21 protein-coding genes are annotated in these 23761 nt (G+C 51.0%); 8 read left to right on the forward strand and 13 right to left on the reverse strand.

The window, feature by feature from the left end; translation table 11 throughout:
* Nucleotides 1-27: 27 nt before the first annotated feature.
* Complete coding sequence (locus EV209_RS02610; protein WP_165388789.1) at nucleotides 28-426, reverse strand: hypothetical protein; 399 nt, start codon at nucleotides 424-426, stop codon at nucleotides 28-30.
* A gap of 242 nt (nucleotides 427-668) precedes the next feature.
* Here EV209_RS02610 and EV209_RS02615 point away from each other — a divergent pair, with 242 nt between their 5' ends.
* The 4 genes from EV209_RS02615 (at nucleotide 669) to EV209_RS02630 (ending at nucleotide 5887) form a co-directional block, all read left to right on the forward strand.
* Nucleotides 669-2612 (forward strand): EAL domain-containing protein, encoded by a 1944-nt coding sequence (locus tag EV209_RS02615; RefSeq protein ID WP_165388790.1) that lies wholly within the window; start codon nucleotides 669-671, stop codon nucleotides 2610-2612.
* On the forward strand, nucleotides 2609-3499 hold the full coding sequence (locus tag EV209_RS02620; protein WP_130432771.1) for an AraC family transcriptional regulator: 891 nt from the start codon (nucleotides 2609-2611) through the stop codon (nucleotides 3497-3499). Before EV209_RS02615 ends, EV209_RS02620 begins: the two co-directional genes overlap by 4 nt.
* Before the next feature lie 98 nt (nucleotides 3500-3597).
* A complete protein-coding gene (locus EV209_RS02625) occupies nucleotides 3598-5265 on the forward strand; it encodes a glycoside hydrolase family 13 protein (RefSeq protein ID WP_130432773.1) in 1668 nt (555 codons plus the stop codon).
* Between the two features lie 13 nt (nucleotides 5266-5278).
* The gene (locus EV209_RS02630; protein ID WP_130432775.1) at nucleotides 5279-5887 is read left to right on the forward strand and encodes a sugar O-acetyltransferase; all 609 of its coding nucleotides are present in this window, start codon (nucleotides 5279-5281) and stop codon (nucleotides 5885-5887) included.
* 140 nt (nucleotides 5888-6027) lie between these two features.
* Here the strand turns inward: EV209_RS02630 and EV209_RS02635 are convergent, their stop codons facing one another.
* Together EV209_RS02635 and EV209_RS02640 are read right to left on the reverse strand one after the other, a co-directional pair.
* Nucleotides 6028-7092, reverse strand: a complete 1065-nt coding sequence (locus EV209_RS02635; RefSeq protein WP_279387329.1) for a branched-chain amino acid aminotransferase — start codon at nucleotides 7090-7092, stop codon at nucleotides 6028-6030.
* A gap of 62 nt (nucleotides 7093-7154) precedes the next feature.
* Complete coding sequence (locus EV209_RS02640; RefSeq protein ID WP_130432779.1) at nucleotides 7155-7646, reverse strand: dihydrofolate reductase; 492 nt, start codon at nucleotides 7644-7646, stop codon at nucleotides 7155-7157.
* 227 nt (nucleotides 7647-7873) lie between these two features.
* On the opposite strand from EV209_RS02640, the gene EV209_RS02645 reads away from it, so the two are divergent.
* Together EV209_RS02645 and EV209_RS02650 are read left to right on the forward strand one after the other, a co-directional pair.
* Nucleotides 7874-8494 carry a hypothetical protein gene (locus EV209_RS02645; RefSeq protein WP_130432781.1) on the forward strand — a complete coding sequence of 207 codons (621 nt, stop codon included), beginning with the start codon at nucleotides 7874-7876 and terminating at the stop codon, nucleotides 8492-8494.
* 26 nt (nucleotides 8495-8520) lie between these two features.
* Nucleotides 8521-8787 carry a hypothetical protein gene (locus EV209_RS02650; protein ID WP_130432783.1) on the forward strand — a complete coding sequence of 89 codons (267 nt, stop codon included), beginning with the start codon at nucleotides 8521-8523 and terminating at the stop codon, nucleotides 8785-8787.
* Between the two features lie 75 nt (nucleotides 8788-8862).
* Here the strand turns inward: EV209_RS02650 and EV209_RS02655 are convergent, their stop codons facing one another.
* The 8 genes from EV209_RS02655 to hflX form a co-directional block, all read right to left on the reverse strand.
* Entirely contained in the window at nucleotides 8863-11076 is a 2214-nt protein-coding gene (locus EV209_RS02655; protein WP_130432785.1) for an FAD-dependent oxidoreductase, read from the reverse strand.
* Between the two features lie 16 nt (nucleotides 11077-11092).
* Nucleotides 11093-12118 carry a zinc-dependent alcohol dehydrogenase family protein gene (locus EV209_RS02660; protein ID WP_130432787.1) on the reverse strand — a complete coding sequence of 342 codons (1026 nt, stop codon included), beginning with the start codon at nucleotides 12116-12118 and terminating at the stop codon, nucleotides 11093-11095.
* 118 nt (nucleotides 12119-12236) lie between these two features.
* A complete protein-coding gene (glpK, locus tag EV209_RS02665) occupies nucleotides 12237-13736 on the reverse strand; it encodes a glycerol kinase GlpK (RefSeq protein WP_130432789.1) in 1500 nt (499 codons plus the stop codon).
* A gap of 3 nt (nucleotides 13737-13739) precedes the next feature.
* Nucleotides 13740-14105, reverse strand: coding sequence for a DUF1667 domain-containing protein (locus tag EV209_RS02670; RefSeq protein WP_130432791.1), 366 nt, complete (start codon nucleotides 14103-14105; stop codon nucleotides 13740-13742).
* Nucleotides 14105-15367, reverse strand: coding sequence for an NAD(P)/FAD-dependent oxidoreductase (locus EV209_RS02675; protein ID WP_130432793.1), 1263 nt, complete (start codon nucleotides 15365-15367; stop codon nucleotides 14105-14107). Before EV209_RS02675 ends, EV209_RS02670 begins: the two co-directional genes overlap by 1 nt.
* Nucleotides 15364-16815, reverse strand: a complete 1452-nt coding sequence (locus EV209_RS02680; RefSeq protein WP_130432795.1) for an NAD(P)/FAD-dependent oxidoreductase — start codon at nucleotides 16813-16815, stop codon at nucleotides 15364-15366. The genes EV209_RS02675 and EV209_RS02680 overlap by 4 nt, the downstream gene beginning before the upstream one ends.
* Before the next feature lie 123 nt (nucleotides 16816-16938).
* Nucleotides 16939-19308, reverse strand: coding sequence for a ribonucleoside triphosphate reductase (locus EV209_RS02685; protein WP_130432797.1), 2370 nt, complete (start codon nucleotides 19306-19308; stop codon nucleotides 16939-16941).
* 209 nt (nucleotides 19309-19517) lie between these two features.
* Nucleotides 19518-20765 (reverse strand): GTPase HflX, encoded by a 1248-nt coding sequence (gene hflX, locus EV209_RS02690; protein WP_130432799.1) that lies wholly within the window; start codon nucleotides 20763-20765, stop codon nucleotides 19518-19520.
* A 144-nt stretch (nucleotides 20766-20909) separates the two neighbouring features.
* On the opposite strand from hflX, the gene EV209_RS02695 reads away from it, so the two are divergent.
* Together EV209_RS02695 and EV209_RS02700 are read left to right on the forward strand one after the other, a co-directional pair.
* Nucleotides 20910-21095 (forward strand): hypothetical protein, encoded by a 186-nt coding sequence (locus EV209_RS02695; RefSeq protein ID WP_130432801.1) that lies wholly within the window; start codon nucleotides 20910-20912, stop codon nucleotides 21093-21095.
* 15 nt (nucleotides 21096-21110) lie between these two features.
* Nucleotides 21111-21383 carry a spore coat protein gene (locus EV209_RS02700; RefSeq protein WP_130432803.1) on the forward strand — a complete coding sequence of 91 codons (273 nt, stop codon included), beginning with the start codon at nucleotides 21111-21113 and terminating at the stop codon, nucleotides 21381-21383.
* A gap of 162 nt (nucleotides 21384-21545) precedes the next feature.
* Here the strand turns inward: EV209_RS02700 and EV209_RS02705 are convergent, their stop codons facing one another.
* Nucleotides 21546-21914 (reverse strand): nuclear transport factor 2-like protein, encoded by a 369-nt coding sequence (locus EV209_RS02705; protein ID WP_130432805.1) that lies wholly within the window; start codon nucleotides 21912-21914, stop codon nucleotides 21546-21548.
* A gap of 17 nt (nucleotides 21915-21931) precedes the next feature.
* Nucleotides 21932-23527 carry an amidohydrolase gene (locus EV209_RS02710; RefSeq protein WP_130432807.1) on the reverse strand — a complete coding sequence of 532 codons (1596 nt, stop codon included), beginning with the start codon at nucleotides 23525-23527 and terminating at the stop codon, nucleotides 21932-21934.
* Nucleotides 23528-23761: the final 234 nt, after the last annotated feature.

Raw genomic sequence — 23761 nt, forward strand, 5'->3', positions numbered from 1 at the left:
CTTTCAATACAGCGTCTATTGCGTTGTTCACTTCCAGCTTTTGTGCGTCTGCTGTTTTGACAGCTTCACAGGCTTATCCTTCTTTTGGGCAGCTCCTGCCATATAACCCTCATGGCTGCTCCCAAAGCTGTGCGCAGCCAGCATTACCTCATTGACGTATGCGGGGGTAAGCAGACCGCTGTACTCTCTTTCGCTCACCCTGGACAGGATTCTTTTCAGGACAGGGGCCACCGCCTTACCCTCATCGGCTGCCACCCGGACAAAACCATAGGGCTGCAGAATCTCCAGTGTTTCAGTTTGCTCTGTTTCTGCTTCTTTCTTCCGGTCCAGAGGGCGCATTAAATTTTTTCCAATCTGTTCAGAAGCGAGCCCATCTGATGCTTTTTTCGGAAGCAAGAATGCTTCGCACCATACAGGTCTTATCAAAACTGAAGAAAAAACCGCTACCCACCTGGAGGCCCCCCCTCTGGATTACTCTCTTTGCAGTTGCCGGAGCCGGCCTGGCCGCCTCGGCAATTTACATCAGAAAGAAAAAGTGGAGCAGATAGATCAGTAAAACCCTGCGGGCCAAAACCGCAGGGTTTTTTTGTCAAATTGATTTGAATTTGTTCACCATGTCTGGTAAAATATATTTATCTTGGCTTTGTTCCGCACCCATGGAGGACAATATGAATTTTTCTATTCTGGCCGAACTGGCCGCATTGATCATTATTTTTATCTTGATCATGTTTCATTTTGATGACCGGCGGTCCAGACAGCTGAGAAGCAGGTTGTTTTCTTTATGCCTCGGACTTGCCGTGTTATCCATTTTCATCAATATACTTTCTGTCTGTGTCCTTGATTATTATAATCAGGTTCCTTACTGGCTGAATCATATATTGTGCGGACTTTATTATCTGACTTCAAATTTAATGTGCTCCGCTACTGCAAGTTACCTATTTTATCTGATCTTTGAAAATACAGCCGAAACTCATTGCCTGAAATATGCCCTTATCATCATTGGCTGCCTGACATCTGCAATTATACTACTGCTCGTTGTCAACATTCCTACCGGCTGCCTGTTTTATTTCCAGGACGGCCAATATTATCACGGATGGGCGAATTATGCAGGATATGCCGCCCTGGGTATCGAACTGACCATGCTGTTAGCCTGCTTTTTCCGCAACCGCAGGCTGCTTCCTCCACAGATGAAGAAAATTATACGGATTATGCCCCCTGTCATTATTATAATGACCGTATTCCAATTGGTTTACCCCGAACTTCTGATGAATGGCCTGATCACCGCGCTGTGCTTTCTGATTATTTTCATCAGCTTTCAGAACAGCCGTGTGGAGCAGAATACCCTGACCTTCCTGGAAAATCAAACTACGCTTTATACTGAGCTGGATTACTGTCTCAATAAAAAAAGGCCTGTTCAGCTTATATTAATCCATCTCCTGAAGTTTGGCGCTGTAAATCAGAAATTTGGTTATCAAAATGGAAACCGGTTTCTGAAAAAAGTGGCCAGAAGCCTGGAAAATTATTTTCCGACGGGTCAGGTCTTCCATGTTGGAAATGTGGAATTCGCTATTCTGCACGAATTTAAATCGGAAGAAGACGCTCTGGCACGCACAGAATCGGCTCGCCTGCTGTTTTCGGAACCCTGGACAGTAGGCAGTTTTTCCAGCAGTCTTCCAGCCGCCATTACCGATATTATCTGCAAAGAAGAATCATTCAGCAGCGGCGATGTAATGGAACGGCTGCAATTCGGTATGGACTGCGCCAAGAAAAACAATCCCTCTTATCTGATCCATTTTGACAGCAGCTGGAATCAGCTTTGGGAGCGGCGCAATTTATTATTTCAATATATGAAAAAAAATATTGCTGAAAATAATTTTGAAGTATTTTATCAGCCTGTTTTCTGCTGCAATACCGGCCGTTTTTGTTCCGCTGAGGCTCTTGTGCGCATGCGGGATCCGGAAGGAAACCTGATCAGTCCCGGTGAATTTATTCCGTTAGCCGAACAGGCGGGCCTGATCGGAGATATCACCTGGATCGTTCTGGAAAAAGTATGTTCATTCCTTGGACTGCATCCGGAACTTCCCCTGAAAGCCGTTTCAATTAATGTCTCCGCTCAGCAGCTCTCCGGCAGCGTGCTTTTCGAACATATTGAGGAGGCACTGTATAAATATCACGTGCCTGCCGAAAAACTGCGGATTGAAATTACGGAACGGATGATCACATCCAGCTATGCACAGGCAAAAGAAATCATTGAAAAACTTATAAATAAAAAAATACAATTCTATTTGGATGACTTCGGCGTTGGGTATTCAAACTTTAAAAGTATGCTGGAACTGCCTTTTGAAGCAGTCAAGCTGGACCACAGCATCGTTTCAGAGGCTTTCCGGAATCCCCATGCCTTCCAGACTGTAGGGATTCTGGTTGAAATGCTGCACCAGGCAGGATATGTCGTAATTGCCGAAGGGATTGAAACACAAAAGCAGGAGCAGCGCATTCGCCTGCTGGAGGTGGACAGAATTCAGGGGTATTACCATGCCAGGCCAATGCCGGAAACAGAACTGTTGGAATTTTACCGCAATGTCAACTGCTGCGGGGAAGAACTGGGGGAATGATGGAACAATATATTCTGAAAGAACAAACCCGGCACGGAACCTCTCTTTTTCCTCTGGCCTGCTACAGAATGGAACAGGCGGAAAACTTTACTGTTCCCCTTCACTGGCATGAAGAAACAGAAATTTTATTTTTGGAGCAGGGAAGCTTTCACTATTCATGTAACATGCAGGAGCAGGTTATCGCCGCCCCTGCTTTTGTAGTGTTCCCTTCCGGATCCATCCACTCCCTGACCGCATCCCAAAACCCTTCGGCCAATTCTCTGGTTTTCCGGCTGGATATGCTGCAATTTTGCGGCTGCGACCATATCCAATCCGGCCTGTTGGAGCCCCTTCTGGAAGGCCGGATCAGCTTTCCTCCCTTGATTCTGCCGGATCATCCCTGTTACTGTGAATTCTGCCGCCTTTACAGGGACGCTTTCGTCAGTGCAGAAAAAGGTTCTCTCCCTTCCCATATCATTGTTAAAGCCCGCCTCCTGGAAATATTAGCTCTGTTATACGAACATGACTGCCTGACTCCTGCTGCGGAATCCACCCTGCGCCCCGAGCTTTTGTCCAATGCAAAACTATTGATCCGATACATGCAGGAACATTATTCAGAAAAGCTTACCGTATCGCAAATGGCTGAATTGACTGGACTGAACGAACAATATTTCTGCCGCTATTTCCGCAGGCTGTTTGGCAAAACCTTTACAGGCTATCTGAATGAAATACGGTTGGAACAGGCCGCAGGAGCGCTGCTTCAATCAGATAAACGTGTGATTGATATCGCCATGGAGCACGGTTTTGATCATGTAGGATATTTTATCAGATGTTTTCGCCGGTACACTGGTATGACTCCCCAGGCTTACAGGAAAAGTCAAAATAGTGATATGGATTCGTCAAAATAGAGGAAGATTTATTCTTTTCATGTCTGTATAATACCATTATATAAGCCCTCCTGAGTATTTACGGCGCGGAGGGCTAATACAGGCAGGAGGAATTTATAATGCAGAAAAAATGGTGGCATGACAAAGTAGCTTATCAAATCTACCCCAAAAGTTTTATGGATACAAACGGAGACGGAATCGGCGATCTGCGGGGAGTTATCAGTAAGCTGGATTATCTCAAATGGCTGGGGATCGACGTAATCTGGCTCTCCCCGGTCTACCAGTCCCCTTTTGTAGACCAGGGCTATGATATCTCAGACTATTACAAAATTTCAGAAGTATTCGGGACAATGGAGGACTTTGACGAACTCCTGGCAGAGACGAAAAAGCGGAATATGTATCTGGTCATGGATCTGGTGATCAACCATTGTTCCGACCAGCACCAATGGTTTCAAAATGCTCTTGCGGATCCTTATGGGGAGTATGCAGATTATTTTTATTTCCGGAAGGGAAAAAACGGCGGACCGCCCAATAATCTGCGCTCCAACTTTGGCGGCAGCGCCTGGGAGCCGGTTCCGGGTACGGATCTTTACTATCTCCACCTCTTTGCAAAGGAGCAGCCGGATCTGAACTGGACAAACCCGACAGTAGTCCAAGAGCTTTACACCATGGTGAACTGGTGGCTGGAGAAGGGGATTTCCGGTTTTCGCATTGACGCGATTATTAACATTAAAAAAGATACCAATTTTCCTGATTACCCTGCCGACGGGGAGGACGGTCTGGCTTCCGCCGCCCAAATGCTCCGCTCCGTAAATGGCGTGGGCACATATCTGGAGGACCTGAAGCATCAAACCTTTGAAAAATATGATGCGTTTACGGTAGGAGAAGTTTTTGACATGAAGCCGGATGAACTGGCAGAATTTATCGGTGAAAACGGCCATTTTTCAACCATGTTTGATTTCTCCCAGCATGTGCTCACCTACGGAAAACATGGCTGGTATGACGCTGAACCGGTGACTGTGGAACAGTGGAAAAAAGCCGTGTTTCAGGCGCACAGAGAGGCGGACCCTATAGGCTTCTATTCCACAATTATAGAAAATCACGACGAACCCAGAGGCTGCTCCACCTATCTGCCTGAGTACGCGCAGAACAGTCTTGGCGCAAAGCTGCTGGGCACTGTGAGCATCCTTCGGAGAGGCCTGCCTTTTCTCTACCAGGGGCAGGAAATCGGAATGACCAACTGTCAGCGGAACAGCATCGAAGAATATGACGATATCAGTACCAGAGACCAGTACAGCCTGGCGCTGTCTCAGGGACTGTCTCCCGAGGACGCTCTGGCACGATGCGCACGGTACAGCCGTGATAATGCGCGCACTCCCATGCAGTGGAACGGCGGCTCAAACGCAGGTTTTACCACAGCTACTCCCTGGCTGGCGCCCAATCCGAATTACCCGCAGCTGAATCTGGACGTTCAAATGGAGGATCCGGATTCTGTCCTCCACTATTATCAGAAACTGGTAGCGCTGCGAAAATCTCCCGACTATTGCAAAACCTTTGTTTACGGCAGTTTTCAGCCAGTATTTGAAAAGGAAAAAGATGTTATCGCTTATCTGCGGCAGGATGAAAAACAGTGCATCCTGGTTGCGGCGAATCTGAGAAAAGATGCAGTTTCTCTGGAACTTCCTTCCGAAACAGCCCAGGTGCTGCTGTCCAATCTCCCGGCGTCTGATTCCGGCAAAATAATTTGCCTGCAAAGCTGCCAGGCTGTAGTGCTCAAATTAAAATAAGCGGAGGAAAAAAATGACGCAAAAAGAACGTATGTTGTCAGAACTGCCCTATAAAGCCTGGATGGATGGACTGTCAGATGAGCGTGCGGCGGCTAAACGCCTCGTCTATGAATACAACCGCCTGCATCCGGATGAAAATGCGCGCCGGGACAGGCTGATCCGGGAGCTGATTGGAACCTGCGGCAAAGAAATTTATATTGAAGCGCCTTTCCGGTGTGATTACGGAAGTAATATTGAAGTAGGTGAAAATTTTTATTCCAACTATAATCTCACCATACTGGATGTCGCAAAAGTGAAAATCGGATCAAATGTAATGTTTGCTCCTAATGTATCCGTTTATACCGCGGGGCATCCCCTTCATCCCGGCTCCAGAAACTCCGGATATGAGTACGGAATCAGCGTCACAATCGGGGATAATGTCTGGGTGGGAGGAAATGTCGTCATCAATCCCGGCGTTCATATCGGAAACAATGCGGTCATCGGTTCCGGCAGCGTTGTGACAAAAGATATTCCGGCCAACGCCCTGGCCGCCGGAAATCCCTGCCGGGTGATCCGGATGATCACTGAAGAGGACAGGAAATATTATTTTAAAGACCGCGTTTTTGATGTGCAGGATTATTAATCTTTCTGTATTATTGGGATTCCTTACGCCGCAGTACATTCCTCCGGAGAGTATTGCGGTACAGGGAATGCGGTTTTTTATGCAGCAATAAACAAGGCTCCCGGGACAATTACCCTTCCTGGGAGCCTTATTTCAATATATTATTCGATCACTTTCAGCCAACCTTCCGGCGCTTCAATCCTGCCCATCTGAATTCCGGTCAGCGTCTCATACAGTTTCTTGGTCACAGGCCCCATTTCCGCCATTCCGCTGGGGAATACAATTTCCCGGCCGTGATCCACGATCTTTCCCACCGGAGAGATCACTGCAGCAGTGCCGCACAGACCGCATTCCGCGAAATCATTCACTTCCTCCAAATATACTTCCCTCTCTTCTACCTTCAGGCCCAGATAATGCTCTGCCACATACATCAGGGAGCGGCGGGTGATAGAAGGAAGAATGCTGCCAGACTTTGGCGTCACCACTGTGTTGTCTCCAGTGACAAACAGGAAATTCGCCCCGCCTGTCTCTTCTACTTTCGTTCTGGTAGCAGCATCCAGATACATGTTCTCGTCATACCCGTTTCTGTGAGCTTCCATAACCGGGTGAAGGCTCATCGCGTAATTCAGCCCGGCCTTAATATGCCCTGTTCCATGGGGGGCCGCCCGGTCAAAATCACTGACACAGATAGTAAGCGGTTTTACCCCGCCTTTAAAGTAAGGGCCTACCGGCGTAGTAAGGATACGAAACTGGTATTCATCTGCAGGCTTTACTCCGATCACCGGGCTGCTGCCGAACATATACGGACGCACATATAAAGTAGCCCCGGAACCATAGGGCGGCACATAAGCCGAATTGGCTCTCACAGTCTGCACAACTGCATCCACAAAACGTTCCACAGGGAATACCGGCATTTCCAGCCTGGCCGCGGAATCGGCCATGCGCTGTGCGTTCAGGTCCGGACGGAATGTCACGATCCTTCCGTCCTCCGTAGTGTAAGCCTTCATTCCTTCAAAGCAGGCCTGACAGTACTGCAGAACACCGGCACATTCATTAATCACCACATTCGAGTCTTCCACCAGTTCTCCGTCATCCCAGGCGCCGTCCTGATAATGCGCCACGAAGCGTTTATCTGTTTCTATATAGGTAAAACCCAGATTAGCCCAGTCAATATTTTTCTTCTCCATTTGTCTTCTCTCCTTTTCCCTGTCCGCTGCGCGGGTCAAACTCTCTGGCAGTATGATTTAGTAATGCAATAAAGTCATTATCAAACTTTTTGTTTCGTCTGTCAAGTTATTCGCCTGTACTTTTTAAAAAAATATTCCAGATCAAAATAGGTCTGTTCCTCACTCTCTTCTTCCAGCTCCCACTCCGGATCTGCATCCAAATCCGGAAAATGGGCGTCCGCCTCATAGGTATAATGGATCTTCGTCACATGGGCAGTTCTGCAGTAAGGGAGAAACTGCCTGTAAATTTCCTCCCCTCCAATTATATACACATCTCCCGGAGAATATTTTTTCAGCACAGCCAGCGCTTCTTCCATGCTGTGCGCTGTCACGGCCCCCTTCACCTGAAACTGCGGATCTCTGGATAGAATCAGGTTTGTCCTCCCTGCAAGCGGCTGCCCGCCCGGAAGCGTGTCCAGAGTCTTCCTTCCCATCACCACAACTTTTCCAAGGGTCTCCTTTTGAAACAGCTGATGATCCAGCGGGATCCGCACCAAAAGGTTCCCGCGGTACCCGATGGACCAGTGATCATCCGCCGCTACCAAGATATTCATCACTCAGCATCCTCCTGTATTTTCTTAACATCATACCCCGACTTTCTCTTTCCTGCAAGCAATTTTAGATCATGATTCAAAAAGATGAGGAATAATGCATGCTAAGCGGTATCCCTAAAGGTAAAATTACTACAATAAAGGCTGAAAGTCCTTTTCTTTTTCTCCAAAATATGTTATAATAATGGCAGTAACATCTTAATTATCAGTCATACTCAGGAGGATATTCTGTGATTATATTAGAACGCACCAGTGTTATGAATCTGGAAAATGCCATCCGCGGGGCCCGCAATCCCATGAACAGCTGGGCCCGCAGCGATAGCTACTATAATGAAAAGGGGGAATATGTTCTCGGTGAGAATGATCTGGGCCTGGCAGTCCGATTGGCCCGGGCAGGCAGCGACCATCGGAAGTATCTCCGCATGGTTTTTGTTTCCGCAGACATTACCGCTCCCCTGTACTGGTGGAAGGAATACGATACTTATAAAGTTGCTACGGCAGCCAATTCCACCAGCACCATGCACAAGATCCACAGCAAGCCCTTTACCCTGGAGGACTTCAGCCACGACCATCTGACGCCGGACGCTCTGCTGCTTCTGGAACAGTTCGTGGTACAGTTGGAAAAGATCAGGCTGCGATATCTGGAAACGAAATCCAAGGAGGACTGGTATGACCTGATCCAACTCCTGCCCTCCAGTTATCACCAGATGCGCACCTGTACTTTTAATTATGAAACGCTGATCAACATTTATCACGCCCGCAAGGCCCACAAGCTCCAGGAATGGCATACATTCTGTGATTGGGTCAGAACTCTTCCATATGCAAAGGAGCTGATCATCGGGGAAGAATAGCGGGAAGCAAAGAGAGGGGGATTTTTATGAAGCTTATGAAATATCTGGAAAAAAAGTATGGGTACGGGGCTGACCTGAACATGGCCGGAGTCGGCAATATATTCAAGATTTCCGAAAACAAGCGGAGTTTTGCTGTAAAGACTCTGATCGCCAGCATTATTGTAATGGTTCTTCTATTGTTCAGCCTTCTTACGCCGTCAAATGACGCAATTATGGATATAATCCTGCTGGCCTTCTTCTTTGCGGTCGCGGTCGGCAGCATTATCCGGATTTTCAGGGAATCTTCCGAATAGTATTAAATTCACAGGGGGCGCCGCCCAATCATCTGTTTTAATGATTGAGCGGCGTCCCCTTTAAAATTGTACTAATCAGCAAAAAATCACTTCATCCACACTGAAATATGGCGCTCCATTTGTCTGATACAGCTCAATTGCAATTTCTCTGCAGGCAGTTTTAGAAAAACAGATTCTGTTTTCTCTCCTGTAGTTGTCTTTTCCCTCGCCCAGGCAGATTCTACCTTCTTCTGTTTCAGCAAAAACCGCATAATCTCTTGTGATTTCCGGCAGGACCCGGCAGGCGTTTCTGTCCAGGTGTGTGTAGATTCTGCAGTTATAATCAGCAGAAAAACGGATTTTCACCTCGCTGAGCACCTGTTCCTTTTCCCAGCAAAAACGCAGGCATTGGGGGCCTCCCGAAGCGGCTGAACGCCAGCAGTTGGCAGTGCCAAAAGGGCGGCTGTATCCGTTTACTGCCTGATCCGGCCTGTAAATATTTTTTTCCTGCCGCGCCTGATACGCCAGACACTGCTGCACCGGCTCCCAAACAAACTCTTTACGCTCTCCTGTCACAGCATCCCAAACATTCTCTTCCTGGTTTTCTCTTTGAAGCAAAGAAACTGCCAGAGTACAGTTCCCCTCGCTCCACCCTGCCTCTACGGCCGGATTTGCAGTCAGCCGTACAAACACAAACCGTCCTTCCACTTCAAAATCAGGACGGATCTCATACCACCGCGCATCATCGCCTCTATGCAGCGCAATGCTGCGCTGATCCAGCAGTATGCCCGGATCATACCCCTCCCGGCGTTCCGAGCAGAAAAACTGTACCTTCAGCTCTGTATCCTCCCTCGCCCGCAGCAGCAGACGAAAATGCTCCATCCGCTTCTCCACCGGAAGCAGCAGGGCGGCGTCCCGCTCCAGCGGCCGGAAACAAAGCCCTCCCATACATTCCTCTTCCATCACAGAGCTTGCTGTCACGACCGCCTCCGCTTCTGGCCCCCGGCGGCGTGACAGCCCGGGCGCCCAACCGTCCGACTCCAGGATCAGCTGCTGCAGTTCCTTTATATCTGTTTCTGAAAATCCTCCGGGATTTTTATTCTCCCGCAGACTAAGCCAAGCCGCCGCTCCCACAGCCTGCCCCATCGTGCACAGCGTTCCCATCACTCTGGCAGATCCATGGGCTACGTGGCTGAAAGACGCGCACCTGCCTCCGGGAAAAAGATTCTCTACTTCCCGGGAAACACAGCATCGAAAAGGGATCTGATAGATCCCCGGCAGGTAATAATGACGGTTCGGCAGATCCTGATCTAAAAATCCGTGAATTGCATGCAGATCCACAGACCAGCCCCCGTATCCGATACAGTCTTCAAACATTCGCCGTTCTGTCAGGTCCTGCTCTGTGAGAATCCAATTGCCCGGAAAACGTCTGAACTCCCGTTTTCCGATGGTACAGGAAACATAGTCCAGATCATAATTTTCAGCCTGGTACCTGCCGCTGTTTTTCACATAATCCCAGATACTGTACACCAGCGCGCGGTGCTGTTTCATCAATTCGGCATTTTCAGCGGGTCCTGTCCCGCCGCCGATTTCATAAAACCATCTGCTGCTGTAAAAAGAATCCGCAGGGATCTCTCTGAACTTCAGGATATCCGTTTCCTCCAGCTTCCAGGCACAGTCCGGCGGAACATATTTCACCGGTTTCCCAATATCCGACGCATGATAATTCAGGGTTCCCAGCAGCACATAGTCATCCGCCTGTTCCGGGGCCAGCGGTTCTCCAAAAGTTCTATTCGATTCCCGGCCCCGCATGTATTGCGCTCCGGCCAGCGCGCCCAAAACGCCGTCCCCTGTATGGTCGGCAAAGAGAGGCGCAGTAAAGGAATATCGTTTTTCTTCCTTCCAGCAGCCTACCTGTACCGACAGGATTCTTTTTCCGCCCTCTGTCTCTTCTGTTTCAACACCTTCCACTGCTGTGCCGCAGAACAACTGTATGTTTGGTTCTCTGTCAATCACATCTTCCAGCAGAGCTTCAAAATGGAAGGCATTGCCCTGGGGATTCCGGTAAAGATTTTCCACTACAATTTCATCCAGAATCCCTCCGGTTCTGGAATACAGGTTGAACTCACTGGTTCCGTCCGCGCCGTTTACATTCACCCGCACTTCCGGGCCGGCGTTGCCGCCCAGATAGCCGGAGGCTTCTATCAGGCCCACCTGCAGCCCCAGCCGGGCCGCCTGCACGGCACAGCAGATCCCCGACACTCCGGCCCCTGCCACAATCAAATCTTTATGGATATGTATTCGCTCCATCTTCTGCTCCTCGCAATTATTTTTCCGGTGAAATAATATACTTCCCCCTTGCTCTCAGTTCCGGACTGCTCAGCACATCCTTCAGCCGTTCCAGACCGCATACTTCGCTGACCATCCCCCTCACATCCAGGCGTCCTGTATCGATCAGGTCCAGCGCCCGCCTCTGGGTACAGGGATTGATATAGGATGCTTTCAATTCCAGCTCCTTCCGAAAAATCTCAAAAGGCTTCACAGAAATAGTTTCATCCGGCTTTGTGAGGCCGAACATCATGACCACAGCCTTGCTGCCCGCAATTTCAATCGCCTGTTCTATGGTAGAAGGGCGGCCCACGCATTCGATCACTGTGTTGATCCAGGTAAATCCTGCTTTCTTCAGCGCTGTTTCCACATCCTCATGAACCGGATCAATACAAATATCCGCCCCCAGGCGCTTTCCCATCTCCCTTTTTCCTTCCACCGGTTCCAGCAGGGCCACTCTGGCCGCGCCGGCCAGCCGCGCCAGCTGAACCATCAGAAGTCCGATCATGCCTCCTCCGATCACAACCGTCTGGTGCCCCGGCCTGATCCCGCAAAGATCCAGCCCGTGCAGGCAGCAGGCCACAGGTTCAGCCATAGCCCCCTGTTCAAAACTGGTATTTTCGCCCAGCAGATATACCTGACGTTCATTCACCGCACAGTATTCCGCAAATCCTCCGTTCACCGTGGTACCGTAGCCAATCATGTTCCGGCAGTAATGCACCGCCCCGCTGCGGCAGGGCTCGCAGGCTCCGCAGTAACAGTTGGGATCAATACAGACCCGGTCCCCCGGCCGGCAGGATGTTACCTCTGCTCCAACTTTTGTCACAATACCGGCAAACTCGTGTCCTAAAATCGTAGGAGGCGTTACCTCTGCCGCCCCCTGATCCCCGTCAAAAATATGTACGTCGGTCCCGCACACACCGCATGCTTTTACCTGAATCAGCACGTCCCGGGGCCCTACCGGGGGCATAGGCGCTTCCTCCACACGCAGATCATGTTTTCCATAAAATACCGCACTTTTCATTGTTCTGTCCTTTCCGCCGGGCCGGGAAATACGTTTCCCCGCGCCGCAGCCCCTGATCCTTCCTTCTAAAAGAGCGCCAGCCTGAAAATACAGGCCCGCGCTCTTGATTCAGCCTCTGTCACTCCTCGTCTCTGGCCCAGTCCCTTGCCCTGGATACGGCCTTTTTCCAGCCCTTCAGCAGTTTCCTGCGGGTATCCTCCTCCATATCAGGCGTGAATGTCCTGGACAGCGCCCAGTTGGATTTTACATCGTCTCTGTCCTTCCAGTATCCTACAGCGATCCCCGCCAGATAAGCGGCTCCCAGCGCCGTGGTCTCAATACATTCCGGGCGCGCCACATCCACATTCAGGATATCAGACTGGAACTGCATCAGAAAATTATTGGCGCAGGCCCCGCCGTCCACTTTCAACGTTTTCAGATGAATGCCGGAATCCTGTTCCATGGCTTCAATCAGGTCAGAAACCTGATAAGCCAGAGATTCTACAGTTGCACGGATCAGATGCTCCTTGGCCGCGCCTCTTGTCAGCCCTACGATGGTACCCCTGGCGTACTGGTCCCAGCAGGGAGCCCCCAGCCCGGTAAAGGCGGGCACCACATAGACGCCTCCTGTATTCGGAACAGCATTGCAGTATTCTTCTGTCTGAGCGGCGGTTTTGATCATCCTGAGCTCATCCCTCAGCCATTGAATCGCTGCTCCGGCAACAAAAACGCTTCCCTCCAGGGCATATTCCACTTTTTCTCCGGTTCCCGCGGCGATGGTGGTCAGCATCCCGTTTTCTGACCGCACCGCCTTCTCCCCTGTATTCATCAGTAAAAAGCAGCCAGTTCCATATGTATTCTTCACCTCTCCCGGTTCAAAGCAGCACTGGCCGAACAGGGCAGCCTGCTGATCTCCTGCAATTCCCGCGATGGGGATGCTTCCGCCGATCACGCCTTCGGCCGTGTAGCCGTAAATATAGCTGCTGGGGCGCACTTTCGGCAGCATCCGTCTGGGAATGCCAAAATAGTCCAGAATCTCCTGATCCCACTGCAGCTTATGGATATCGTACAGCATAGTTCTGGACGCATTGGTATAATCCGTCACGTGCACCGCGCCCTTCGTCAGATTCCAGATCAGCCAGGTATCCACGGTTCCAAACAGCAGTTCGCCGTTTTCCGCCTGTTCCCGGGCTCCCGGCACATTGTCCAGAATCCATTTGATTTTAGTAGCGGAAAAATAAGCGTCCGGAATCAGTCCGGTCTTCTCCCGGATCACATCTCCAAAACCTGCCGCATACAGCTCGTCGATCATCTCTGAAGTCCTGCGGCACTGCCATACAATCGCATTGTATACCGGCTGCCCGGTATGGCGGTTCCAGACAATGGTCGTCTCCCGCTGGTTTGTGATGCCAAGGGCTGCTATATCCGCGGAAGTGGCTCCGATCTGGCCCATCGCTTCTGCCGTCACGCTGAACTGGGAGGCCCAGATCTGCATGGGGTCATGCTCCACCCAGCCGGGCCGGGGATAGATCTGTTCAAATTCCTTCTGCGCCTCGCTGCAGATATTTCCTGCTTTATCGAATAAAATACACCTGGAACTGGTAGTTCCCTGATCCAGGGCAATCACATATTTTGCCATTCCTTACCTCCCCAGAACATCTTTGGTTGCAATCACATCCACTCCAGAGCCGGCGGCGTTTGCCAACACCACATCACCGATGCGCACCGGAGCCTTTACTCTGATTTTTTTCAGTTCAGCCATGCAGGCAAATATTTTATTCTTCGGAATATCAGAAGCTGTTTTTACGGAAACCTGCGGGATCTCCCCGCCGTCCACCGGCACCGTTGAGGTCACTATCCTGGTTGGGTTTGTGCATTCCTTTCTCGCATAATCCTCTCCCCGCCTGCAGGTATTCCCTGTTACGGCCAGAATTTCGCTGCCTTCCAGCTCCACTGTAACGCTGCAGCCCAGAGGGCAGCCGATACAGATCAGTTCTTTTTTCTCCATCACTCCGCCTCCTCCACAGCTACTGTAATTTTCTGCAGTCCGGGTCTGGCCAGCAGATCCGATTTTTTCAGGATCACAGATTCCATCTCTCCCGGGCCCATCACCCGCTTCTTTGCGCGGCTGATCCTCTCGCCGTCCAGATAGACGCACAGCTGCCTGTCACGGTATACATCCCCCACCCGGAACCGCACGGTCAGCTTATCTTCCATATTCTCCGGGCAGACGGCGGACGGCACGGTATATCTGACGCCTCCCTTTCCCTCCAGCTGTATCCGCAAACCTTCCTTCCAGTCTCCCATTACATACCTGGCAGCATTTTTTCCGGCCAGCGCTGCTTCCTGGCTCACATAATCCACCAAATCATGGACATGAAGCACATTTCCGCAGGCAAATACTCCTTCTGCGCTGGTTTCCAGACTTTCATTCACGGAAGGCCCGTTGGTAATCCTGTTCATTTCCACGCCGATTTCACCTGACAGCTCATTCTCCGGAATCAGCCCCACAGACAGCAGCAGCGTATCGCAGGGAATGAATTCCTCTGTGCCGGGAACCGGTTTTCTGTCGGCCCCCACCTTAGCCAGGGTTACGCCGGTCAATCGTTCCTTACCATGAATCTGCACCACCGTGTGGGACAGCTTCAGAGGAATCCCGTAATCGTCCAGACATTGCACGATATTCCGCTTCAGGCCGCCGGAATAAGGCATCAGCTCCGCAACCGCATGGACCCTGGCCCCTTCCAGAGTCATGCGTCTGGCCATAATCAAGCCAATATCTCCGGAACCCAGGATCACCACTTCTCTTCCGGGCATATAGCCTTCAATGTTCACAAGGCGCTGCGCAGTCCCGGCGGAATAAATTCCCGCAGGACGGTATCCCGGAATATTCAGGGCTCCTCTCGGGCGTTCCCGGCAGCCCATAGCCAGAATCACAGCCCCGGCCTGAATCTGAAATACCCCGTCTTCCCGGTTCATAGCTGTCACCACTTTGCCTGGAGTAATATCCATCACCATGGTTTCCAGGAGGCAGGGGATCTCCAGTTCCTCCGCCCGGCGGATAAATCTTTCCGCATACTCAGGTCCGGTCAGTTCTTCCCGGAAAGTATGCAGGCCAAAACCATTGTGAATGCACTGGTTCAGAATTCCGCCCAGGCAGCGGTCCCGTTCCAGAACCAGGATCTCAGAAATCCCGGCTTCCCGGGCTGCAATCGCTGCCGCCAGTCCGGCCGGGCCTCCGCCGATCACCACAATATCACAAGTTCTCATCTGCCCGCCTCCTTTAACTCTTCTTTATCTTTTCCGGTCAAAAGCTCCGAACCTGCCCGGTTTTTCCGCACCGCCAGGTCCGGCTCTCCCAGTTCTCTCTGAAGGATCTCAATGGTTCTCGGCGTGCAGAACCCCGCCTGGCAGCGCCCCATACCCGCCCGTGTACGGCGTTTCACGCCATCCAGGCTTCTGGCCCCCACCGGGCGGCGGATGGCGTCCACAATTTCTCCTTCCGTCACCATCTCGCACCGGCAGACAATGCTGCCATAGGCAGGATTGCTCCGGATCAGCGTGTTTCTCTCTTCCACCGTCAGCTCCTGCGGGTTCAGAATCCCTTTTCTTTGCCCGGCAAAATCTTCTTTTTTCTCCGCGCCCAGCTTTTCAGCCACCATTCCTGCCAGGTATTCCCCGATAGCAGGAGCGCTGGTCAGCCCCGGAGATTCTATGCCCAGCGCGTTAAAAAATCCAGGCGCGTCTTCCGCCTCGCCCAAAATGAAATCGTCTCCATCCTCGTGGGCTCTCAGCCCCGCAAAAGAGGTAATGGTCATATTCCGCGGCAGGTCCGGGACACTGAGGGCCGCCTTACTCTGCAGGGTTTCCAGCCCTTCCGATGTGGTGGAGATGTCCTCCTTGTCAGGAATATCCTCCGCCGTGGGCCCCAGCATCAGATTGCCGTGCACCGTTGGCGTCACCAGAACCCCCTTTCCCATGGCTGTAGGCATCTGGAATATGGTTCGGTCCGCTGCCGTTCCCGCCTTTTTATCCAACAGGCAGTACTGCCCTCTTCTGGCAGTGATATGATATTTTCTCTCGCTCACCATATTATTCAGCGCATCCGCATACACGCCCGCCGCGTTGACCACCGCCCTGGCTTCTATCTCTCCTGTATTGGTACGGACCAGGTAGCCTGCATCTATCCTTCGGATCTCCAAAACCTCTGTTTCAAACAAAAACTCCACGCCATTCACTGCAGCGTTCTCCGCCATGGCGATGGTCAGTCCGAAGGGGCAGACAATCCCTCCTGTTGGCGCATACAGCGCTCCTTCCACAGCTCCTGAAAGTTTGGGTTCCAGCGCCCTGGCCTCCTCTCCGTTCAGGAGTTTCAGCCCTTCCACTCCATTGGCTTCTCCTTTTTCTTTCAATGCCTGCAGCTGCCCCAGCTGCTTCCTGTCAAAGCAAAGCACCAGCGAACCGTTCTGCCGGAAGGCGAAATCCAGCTCCCGGGCCAGTTGAGGCATCATTCTGTTTCCGCGCACATTCATCCGGGCTTTCTGGCTCCCGGGCTCTGCGTCAAACCCAGCGTGCACAATTCCGCTGTTGGCCTTGGACGTGCCGGAGCAGACATCTTCTTCCCGTTCTGCCACCGCCGTTTTCAGCCTGTATCTGGAAAGTTCCCGCGCAATCGAACAGCCCGTCACACCGCCGCCGATCACTAACACATCATACATACCTCCACCTCCATCCAAAATTTAAAAAGAGGCTTGCGCAAGCGATTTCTCCCTCACAAAAGCCTCTCTTCAGTCTTCGCTCTATGGCATAATTTTACCATAAATCTGACAAAAAAACAACTGTTATCCCTTTATATCCTCAGCATATTTCTGAATATTTGAAGCGTTTACATACTTTTCCGCTCCGTCTCCCCGGACTACCACTAAAGTGGGCGCCTGACGCACACCAAACTTTTCCACCAGATCCGCGTGTTCTTCCGCGTCGATAATTTCCACTGCCTGGCCCTTCAGCGCTTCTTTCGCGATACGGCAATTCGGGCAGGTTTTGGTGGTAAACAGATATTTTACTGTTTCCACCGGCTCTACCTTCATCTCATCTCCGGCCAGCGTAACCACACTGGTGTGCACTTTTTTCAGGCTGGAACCGGCAATATCATATTCTCTGCGGTTTTCATACTCCTGGGTTTTCCCTTCATTCCAGTTCTGGATCGGCCTGTAGTAGCCGGTGATGCGGCTGTAGACCTCCGCTTTCTGTCCGCACTTGGGGCAGACAAAATGTTCGCCGGAAAGATAGCCGTGCTCCCGGCACACGGAATAGGTTGGGGACAAGGTATAATAAGGGAGCCTGTAATTCTCCGCAATGGTTCTTACCAATTTGGCCGCGGCCTTCCAGTCAGGCAGCTTTTCTCCCAGAAAAGCATGGAATACCGTGCCGGAAGTATATAATGTCTGCAGCTCGTCCTGAATATCAAGGGCATCGAAAATATCGGCTGTATAATCCACAGGAAGATGGGAGCTGTTTGTATAGTAAGGCGTATCACCAGGTTTCCCTGCGGTGGCGATCTGCGGATATCGTTTTTTATCATGTTTTGCCAGACGGTATGTCGTGGACTCCGCCGGGGTAGCTTCCAGATTGTAGAGATCCCCATAGGATTCCTGGTAATCTGACAATCGTTCCCGCATATGGGTCAGCACTTCTCTGGTAAACTGCTGGGTCTTTTCGGAGGCCATGCTCCCGCCCAGCCAGCAGGCGTTCAGGCCCACCTCGTTCATGCCGATCAGGCCGATAGTGGAAAAATGGTTCTCAAAAGTGCCAAGATAGCGTTTGGTATACGGGTAAAGACCTTCTTCCAGCAATTTTGTAATCACCTGACGCTTGATCTTCAGAGACCGTGCGGAAATATCCATCATATGGTCCAGGCGCTGGTAAAATTCTTCCGGCGTCCTGGACAGGTAGGCGATCCTGGGCATATTGATCGTCACCACTCCCACAGAACCGGTGCTCTCGCCGGAACCAAAGAAACCGCCCGTCTTTTTCCGAAGTTCGCGCAGGTCCAGGCGCAGGCGGCAGCACATGCTGCGCACATCCGAAGGCTGCATATCGCTGTTAATGTAATTTGAAAAATACGGCGTCCCGTATTTGGCCGTCATCTCAAACAGCAGCTTGTTATTTTCTGTATCGGACCAGTCAAAATCCCTGGTGATGGAGTAGGTGGGAATCGGATACTGGAATCCCCGGCCGTTGGCGTCCCCCTCGATCATGGTCTCGATAAACGCCTTGTTCACCATATCCATCTCTCTCTTACAGTCCTTATATTTAAACGGCATCTCCCTGCCGCCGACTATAGCGGGCAGCTCCGCCAGATCCTCCGGCACAGTCCAGTCCAGAGTGATATTGGAAAAAGGCGCCTGAGTACCCCAGCGGCTGGGCGTATTCACACCGTATATAAAAGATTCCACGCATTTTTTCACTTCCGGATAGCTGAGATGATCCGCTTTTACAAAGGGCGCAAGATAGGTGTCAAAGGAAGAAAACGCCTGTGCTCCGGCCCATTCATTCTGCATGATGCCCAGGAAATTCACCATCTGGTTGCACAAGACCGAAAGATGCCTGGCCGGAGAAGATGTGATCTTCCCGGGAATCCCTCCCAGCCCCTCCTGAATCAGCTGTTTCAGGGACCAGCCGGCGCAGTAGCCCGTGAGCATGGACAAATCATGAATATGGATGTCCGCGTTGCGATGGGCGTTGGCGATCTCCTCGTCATAGATTTCCGACAGCCAGTAATTCGCTGTGATCGCGCCGGAATTGCTGAGAATCAGGCCTCCCACAGAATATGTCACTGTGGAATTCTCCTTCACCCGCCAGTCTTCCACCTTTACATAGCTGTTCACCACATCTTTATAGTCCAGGATTGTGGACTTCATATTTCGGATTTTCTCCCGCTGTTTACGGTACAATATGTACGCCTTGGCCACATCTGTATAGCCGGATTGTTCCAGCACATGTTCCACACTGTCCTGGATATCCTCCACATTCACTTTTCCGTCCGTGATCTTTCCCTGAAAATCCGCTGTAACCCGCAGCGCCAGCAGATCCAGGATATCATCATTTATGCCTTTTTTTGTAGCAACGAAAGCTTTTTTAATCACTCCGCTGATTTTTGACAGCGTAAAGTCTACTACCTCTCCATCCCGTTTGATCACCTGTATCATATAAGTTCCTTCCTCCGTCTGCGGTTCTCCCTGTATTTTCTGCCTTTGCGCCGGATGCGCTCTCCTGACTCCACCTGCCCTGCAGAATACCGCTATACGTTCCAGTATACCACGTTCCTTTTTATTGTCAATAAAAATACCATATCTTGTGCGTGTTTTTCTTTTTTAACAAGATATGGTATATATTATGTTACTCCTATTTTAGCGGCTCACCGCACCTGGCCGTACAATTCGGCAGGCACATATGCCCTGATGCGGATCCCCTCCTGGCAGTATTCTTCTTCCAGCAGCTGCCCATACTTTCGGATCAGCTGTATCTGTCCCGCCTGATCATAAGGATATATCTTTTCCAGATATACCTTTCTGTTGCGCAGAATCTTTTCCAGCAGGGCCTTCAGCTCCGGCAGCCCCCGGCCGGTACGCGCGGAAATCCCAATGGTATAATCTGCTTTAAAATCCCGCATGGATGCTGATTCTTCTGCTTTGTCCTGCTTATTAAACACCGTGACGATGGTTTTGTCCGTCACCTCCAGCTGGCACAGCGTCTCATATACCACATGCATCTGAACATCCGCCATGGGATTGGAGGCATCCACCACATGAAGGATGATATCCGCATACCGGGCTTCCTCCAGAGTGCTGCGGAAGGCCTCAATCAGCTCATGAGGCAGCTTTCGGATAAAGCCCACAGTATCCGTCAGCAGAACCTGTTCTCCGGATTCCAGCTCCAGCATTCGGGTGGTAGGGTCCAGCGTGGCAAACAGCTTATCTTCTTCCAGGACATCCGCCCCGGTAAGCGCGTTTAAAAGCGTGCTCTTACCTGCATTGGTATATCCCACAATAGCAGCCACGCAAGTGTGGTTCTCGCTGCGCTTCGCCCTGTTCACTTCCCTGTGCTTTTTCACTGCTTCCAATTCCCGTTTCAGCTGCCCGATCCGCTCGTGGATGAGCCTGCGGTCCATTTCCAGCTTCTTCTCCCCCGGCCCTCTGGTCCCGATCCCGCCGCCCAAACGGGACAGAGAAGCCCTCAGCCCTACCAGACGGGCTGCGCGGTAACGCAGCTGCGCCAGTTCCACCTGGATTTTGCCTTCGCTGGTGCGCGCTCTGGACGCGAAAATATCCAGAATCACCAAAGTTCTGTCCATCACCTTCATATCCAAAAGGTATTCCAGATTGCGCAGCTGCGCCGGAGAAAGCTCATCGTCGCATACAACGCCTGTAGCGCCTGATTCCAGCGCCAGTTCCCGGATCTCCTGCACTTTCCCGCTGCCCAGATAGGTGCCTGGATGAATCCGCTCCCTGTTCTGTATAACAATCGCGACCGTTTCAGCCCCGGCAGTTTTCACCAGTTCCGCAAGCTCCTCCAGGGAAGCCTGTGTATCATCCCCATCCCCGGTGGCTGCGCCTGCCAGAATCAGTCGTTCCTGTTCCTGATCTATTTCAAATAATTCTGCCATATTTTCCCTTTCTCTTTGTATATCTGCCTTTATGTTCTTCTGCCAGTATATCCAATCTGGGCTCAAAAAACAAGTCTGTTTCTCCGTATAGTTTTTCTCAGGCAGCACAAACTAATTCTGAAAAAAATAAATGGAGGTTAAACCATGGAAAACTTAAACGAAATGGAGCTTCAGACCCTTCGCCACCTCATCATGGCGCATGATACCGTGTCCTGCAAGATGGAAAGCTATGCGAAAGAGGCACAGAGCCCTGATGTGCAGCAGTATTTCCAGAAGGCTGCCCAGACAGCAAAGCAGAGCAAATCCGAACTGATGCAGTTCTTAAATTAAGGAGGAACGAAAACTATGGACGAGAAAACAATGGTAGCTGATACCCTTACCCAGGTAAATGGCAGCCTGGACAACTATGGCTATATGATCAGCCAGACAGCGAACCCCCAGCTGCGCCAGACTCTGATCCAGATGAGAAACAGCTGTGAAACTTCTCAGTATGAACTTTACCAGATCGCAAAGCAGCACGGCTATTATCAGCCTGCCGCTCAGGTTACACGCGAGGAAGTGGATCAGGTAAAGGCTATTTTTAATGGTAGTACTGCTTCTTATAAGAGTATGCTGTAAGTAAATTGATTTGGACCTCTTCTGGGAAGTCGCGGGAGACGGAAGAAAAAACGCAGGAGCCTCCATGCCTTACGGCTATAGGCTCCTGCGTTTTTTCTTCCGTCTCTGGCCGGGCTTCTTTCCGGCGAAGGAAATATAGCTGCTAAAGCTTGACTTTATTGTTTATTTGATTGCTTTCCCTATATGCTTGTCCAGCCGCCATTGCGGCGCCGGGCCGTCGTCTCCCCAGTATTCGTCTATTGATATAATTTTGTCATTTTCTATCCTGAAAAAAGAAACAACATGGAAGGATAAGGGCTTTTCTTTGGCAAAAACATGCACCGCTGTTATGATCAGGCTCTGGTACTGTTCTGTTCGTTCTATTTTTCCGTCCCACTTGTCAGGGTATTCGCAGTTTGCCCGGATAAATTCTTCCAGAGTAAAATGTTCATTTGTATTATGCCAGTTCACCCAGGCTCCCGGGTGAAAAAATCCCCGCATCTTTTCAGCGTCCTGTGCCAGCGCAGCTTTCCAATATTCTTTGATATCCACTGAGTGCCTCCTATATCTTATTCCTTCCGGTAAATGGTTTTACCTCCCTTAATTGTTTCCAGCACGCTGATTCCGCGCAGCTGCCCGGGGTCTGCATCCAGCGGGTTTTGGTCCAGAATGACCAGATCCGCCTGTTTTCCCGGGCGGATACTGCCTTTTTCTGCTTCCTCTCCATACTGCCGGGCAGCATTTATGGTCACTGCTTTCAATGCTTCTTCCACAGGAATTCTCTCTTCCGCTCCCAGCACACGTCCTTCTTTTGTTTCCCTCTGTACTGCGCACCAGACAGTTTCCATCATGTCCGGCTCAATCACCGGCGTGTCCTGATGAAATGTGAACAGAATCCCTTCTTTCAGCGCTGATCCTGCCGGGCTGATGGCAGACGCCCGCCCCAGGCCAAAATTCTTTACATGAACCTCGCCCCAGTGATAGACGTGAGCCACGAAAAAAGACGGGATGATGCCGAATTTTTTCACCCGAACCATCTGATCCCGGCGCAGAAGCTGGGCATGTACCATGACCGGGCGGATTTCCTTCACAGGCTCTCCCTCTTCTTCCGCCTTTCCCACGGCTCTGATATATTGCTCCGCGGCTGCGTCTCCATTGCAGTGCGCCAGCAGCTGAAGCCCTTCTCGCGCCGCTTTTTTCACCGCGGCCAGCACCTCCTCATCCTTCATGGTGCCATATCCGCAGTAATCCTTTTCGTCCTCTCCCGACACCTGTCTGTACGGCTCCTGCATCCAGGCTGTCCTTCCCTGGGGAGAGCCGTCCAGAAAAATCTTATAGCCTCCGATTTTGAAATGCCTGAAATATTTTTTCAGAGCCTGGGGAAACGCCTTCATAAAATCCGGAGCCGCCTCCAGGGACGGATAACCCACCACATCCAGCTCCAATCCTTCGCTCTGGATCAAATACTGGTACAGCGGCAGCAGCCTGTCCACCATCATCCCTTCCTGAACTGTGGTAATCCCATAGGAAGCATATTTTTCCTGCACCTGCCGGAAGGCGGACGCCAGCGCTTTCATTCCCGGGGCCGGCGTTTTCTGCAGATAGTACAAAAAAGCGTTTTCTTCCATATATCCGGTGAGCCTGCCGTCCTTTTTCTCTATCCTGCCGCCTTCCGGGGACGAGGTCTCTGCCGTAACTCCCAGCAGCTCCAAGGCTTTGGAATTAAAAAGCCCCATATGGCCTGATTTATGCTGGATTACCAAGGGGTTAAGCGGACAGATTTCATCCAGCTCTTCCAGGGATAAATGGCGTTTCTCCCGCATCTGGTTATGGTCATAGCCGCGGGCCATCACCCAATCCCCTGCTTTCAAATTATTTTTTTCTAAGAAAACCCTGATTTTATCCCCGATCTCTTCCCCAGTGTGCGCGTCTTCCAGCGGAACCTGCAGCAGGGCATTGGCTGCGGCAGAAAAATGGCTGTGTGGGTCTATGAATCCAGGCAGCATCGTATGCCCTTTCAGATCTTCCTTTTCCGCGCCCGGATACTTTTCCAGCAGATATTTCAAATCCCCTGCCGCGGCGATCCTGCCCCCGTCCACGCAGACCGCTTCTGCAGCCTTATTGTCTTCCATAGTTAAAATCGTTCCGTTATAATAGATTTTCATATGCCAGCCTCCATTTTCAGCAGTTTTCTGTTTCCACGCCTCCGCAGACCACCTTCAGATTCATAATATCTCCGATTGGGATCAGCGTATGCAGCAAATGCACATTTTTCATCTCATTCTCCAGCATGGAGCTTTCCGTCACTTCAATTTATGGCAGCTCCTGCTCTGCTAACCCATATCCCTGACCAGCCAGAAACGCGGCTTTCAGCTCACCAGAAAAATTCCAGTCATTCC

It is taken from the genome of Cuneatibacter caecimuris, assembly GCF_004216775.1.
Lineage (GTDB): Bacteria > Bacillota > Clostridia > Lachnospirales > Lachnospiraceae > Cuneatibacter > Cuneatibacter caecimuris.

Coding starts and splice junctions, on each gene's coding strand:
- EV209_RS02615 (WP_165388790.1), top strand. CDS start 669: ATGAATTTTTCTATTCTGGCCGAACTGGCCGCATTGATCATTATTTTT.
- EV209_RS02620 (WP_130432771.1), top strand. CDS start 2,609: ATGATGGAACAATATATTCTGAAAGAACAAACCCGGCACGGAACCTCT.
- EV209_RS02625 (WP_130432773.1), top strand. CDS start 3,598: ATGCAGAAAAAATGGTGGCATGACAAAGTAGCTTATCAAATCTACCCC.
- EV209_RS02630 (WP_130432775.1), top strand. CDS start 5,279: ATGACGCAAAAAGAACGTATGTTGTCAGAACTGCCCTATAAAGCCTGG.
- EV209_RS02640 (WP_130432779.1), bottom strand. CDS start 7,646: ATGAATATCTTGGTAGCGGCGGATGATCACTGGTCCATCGGGTACCGC.
- EV209_RS02650 (WP_130432783.1), top strand. CDS start 8,521: ATGAAGCTTATGAAATATCTGGAAAAAAAGTATGGGTACGGGGCTGAC.
- EV209_RS02655 (WP_130432785.1), bottom strand. CDS start 11,076: ATGGAGCGAATACATATCCATAAAGATTTGATTGTGGCAGGGGCCGGA.
- EV209_RS02660 (WP_130432787.1), bottom strand. CDS start 12,118: ATGAAAAGTGCGGTATTTTATGGAAAACATGATCTGCGTGTGGAGGAA.
- glpK (WP_130432789.1), bottom strand. CDS start 13,736: ATGGCAAAATATGTGATTGCCCTGGATCAGGGAACTACCAGTTCCAGG.
- EV209_RS02670 (WP_130432791.1), bottom strand. CDS start 14,105: ATGGAGAAAAAAGAACTGATCTGTATCGGCTGCCCTCTGGGCTGCAGC.
- EV209_RS02675 (WP_130432793.1), bottom strand. CDS start 15,367: ATGAGAACTTGTGATATTGTGGTGATCGGCGGAGGCCCGGCCGGACTG.
- EV209_RS02680 (WP_130432795.1), bottom strand. CDS start 16,815: ATGTATGATGTGTTAGTGATCGGCGGCGGTGTGACGGGCTGTTCGATT.
- EV209_RS02685 (WP_130432797.1), bottom strand. CDS start 19,308: ATGATACAGGTGATCAAACGGGATGGAGAGGTAGTAGACTTTACGCTG.
- hflX (WP_130432799.1), bottom strand. CDS start 20,765: ATGGCAGAATTATTTGAAATAGATCAGGAACAGGAACGACTGATTCTG.
- EV209_RS02695 (WP_130432801.1), top strand. CDS start 20,910: ATGGAAAACTTAAACGAAATGGAGCTTCAGACCCTTCGCCACCTCATC.
- EV209_RS02700 (WP_130432803.1), top strand. CDS start 21,111: ATGGACGAGAAAACAATGGTAGCTGATACCCTTACCCAGGTAAATGGC.
- EV209_RS02710 (WP_130432807.1), bottom strand. CDS start 23,527: ATGAAAATCTATTATAACGGAACGATTTTAACTATGGAAGACAATAAG.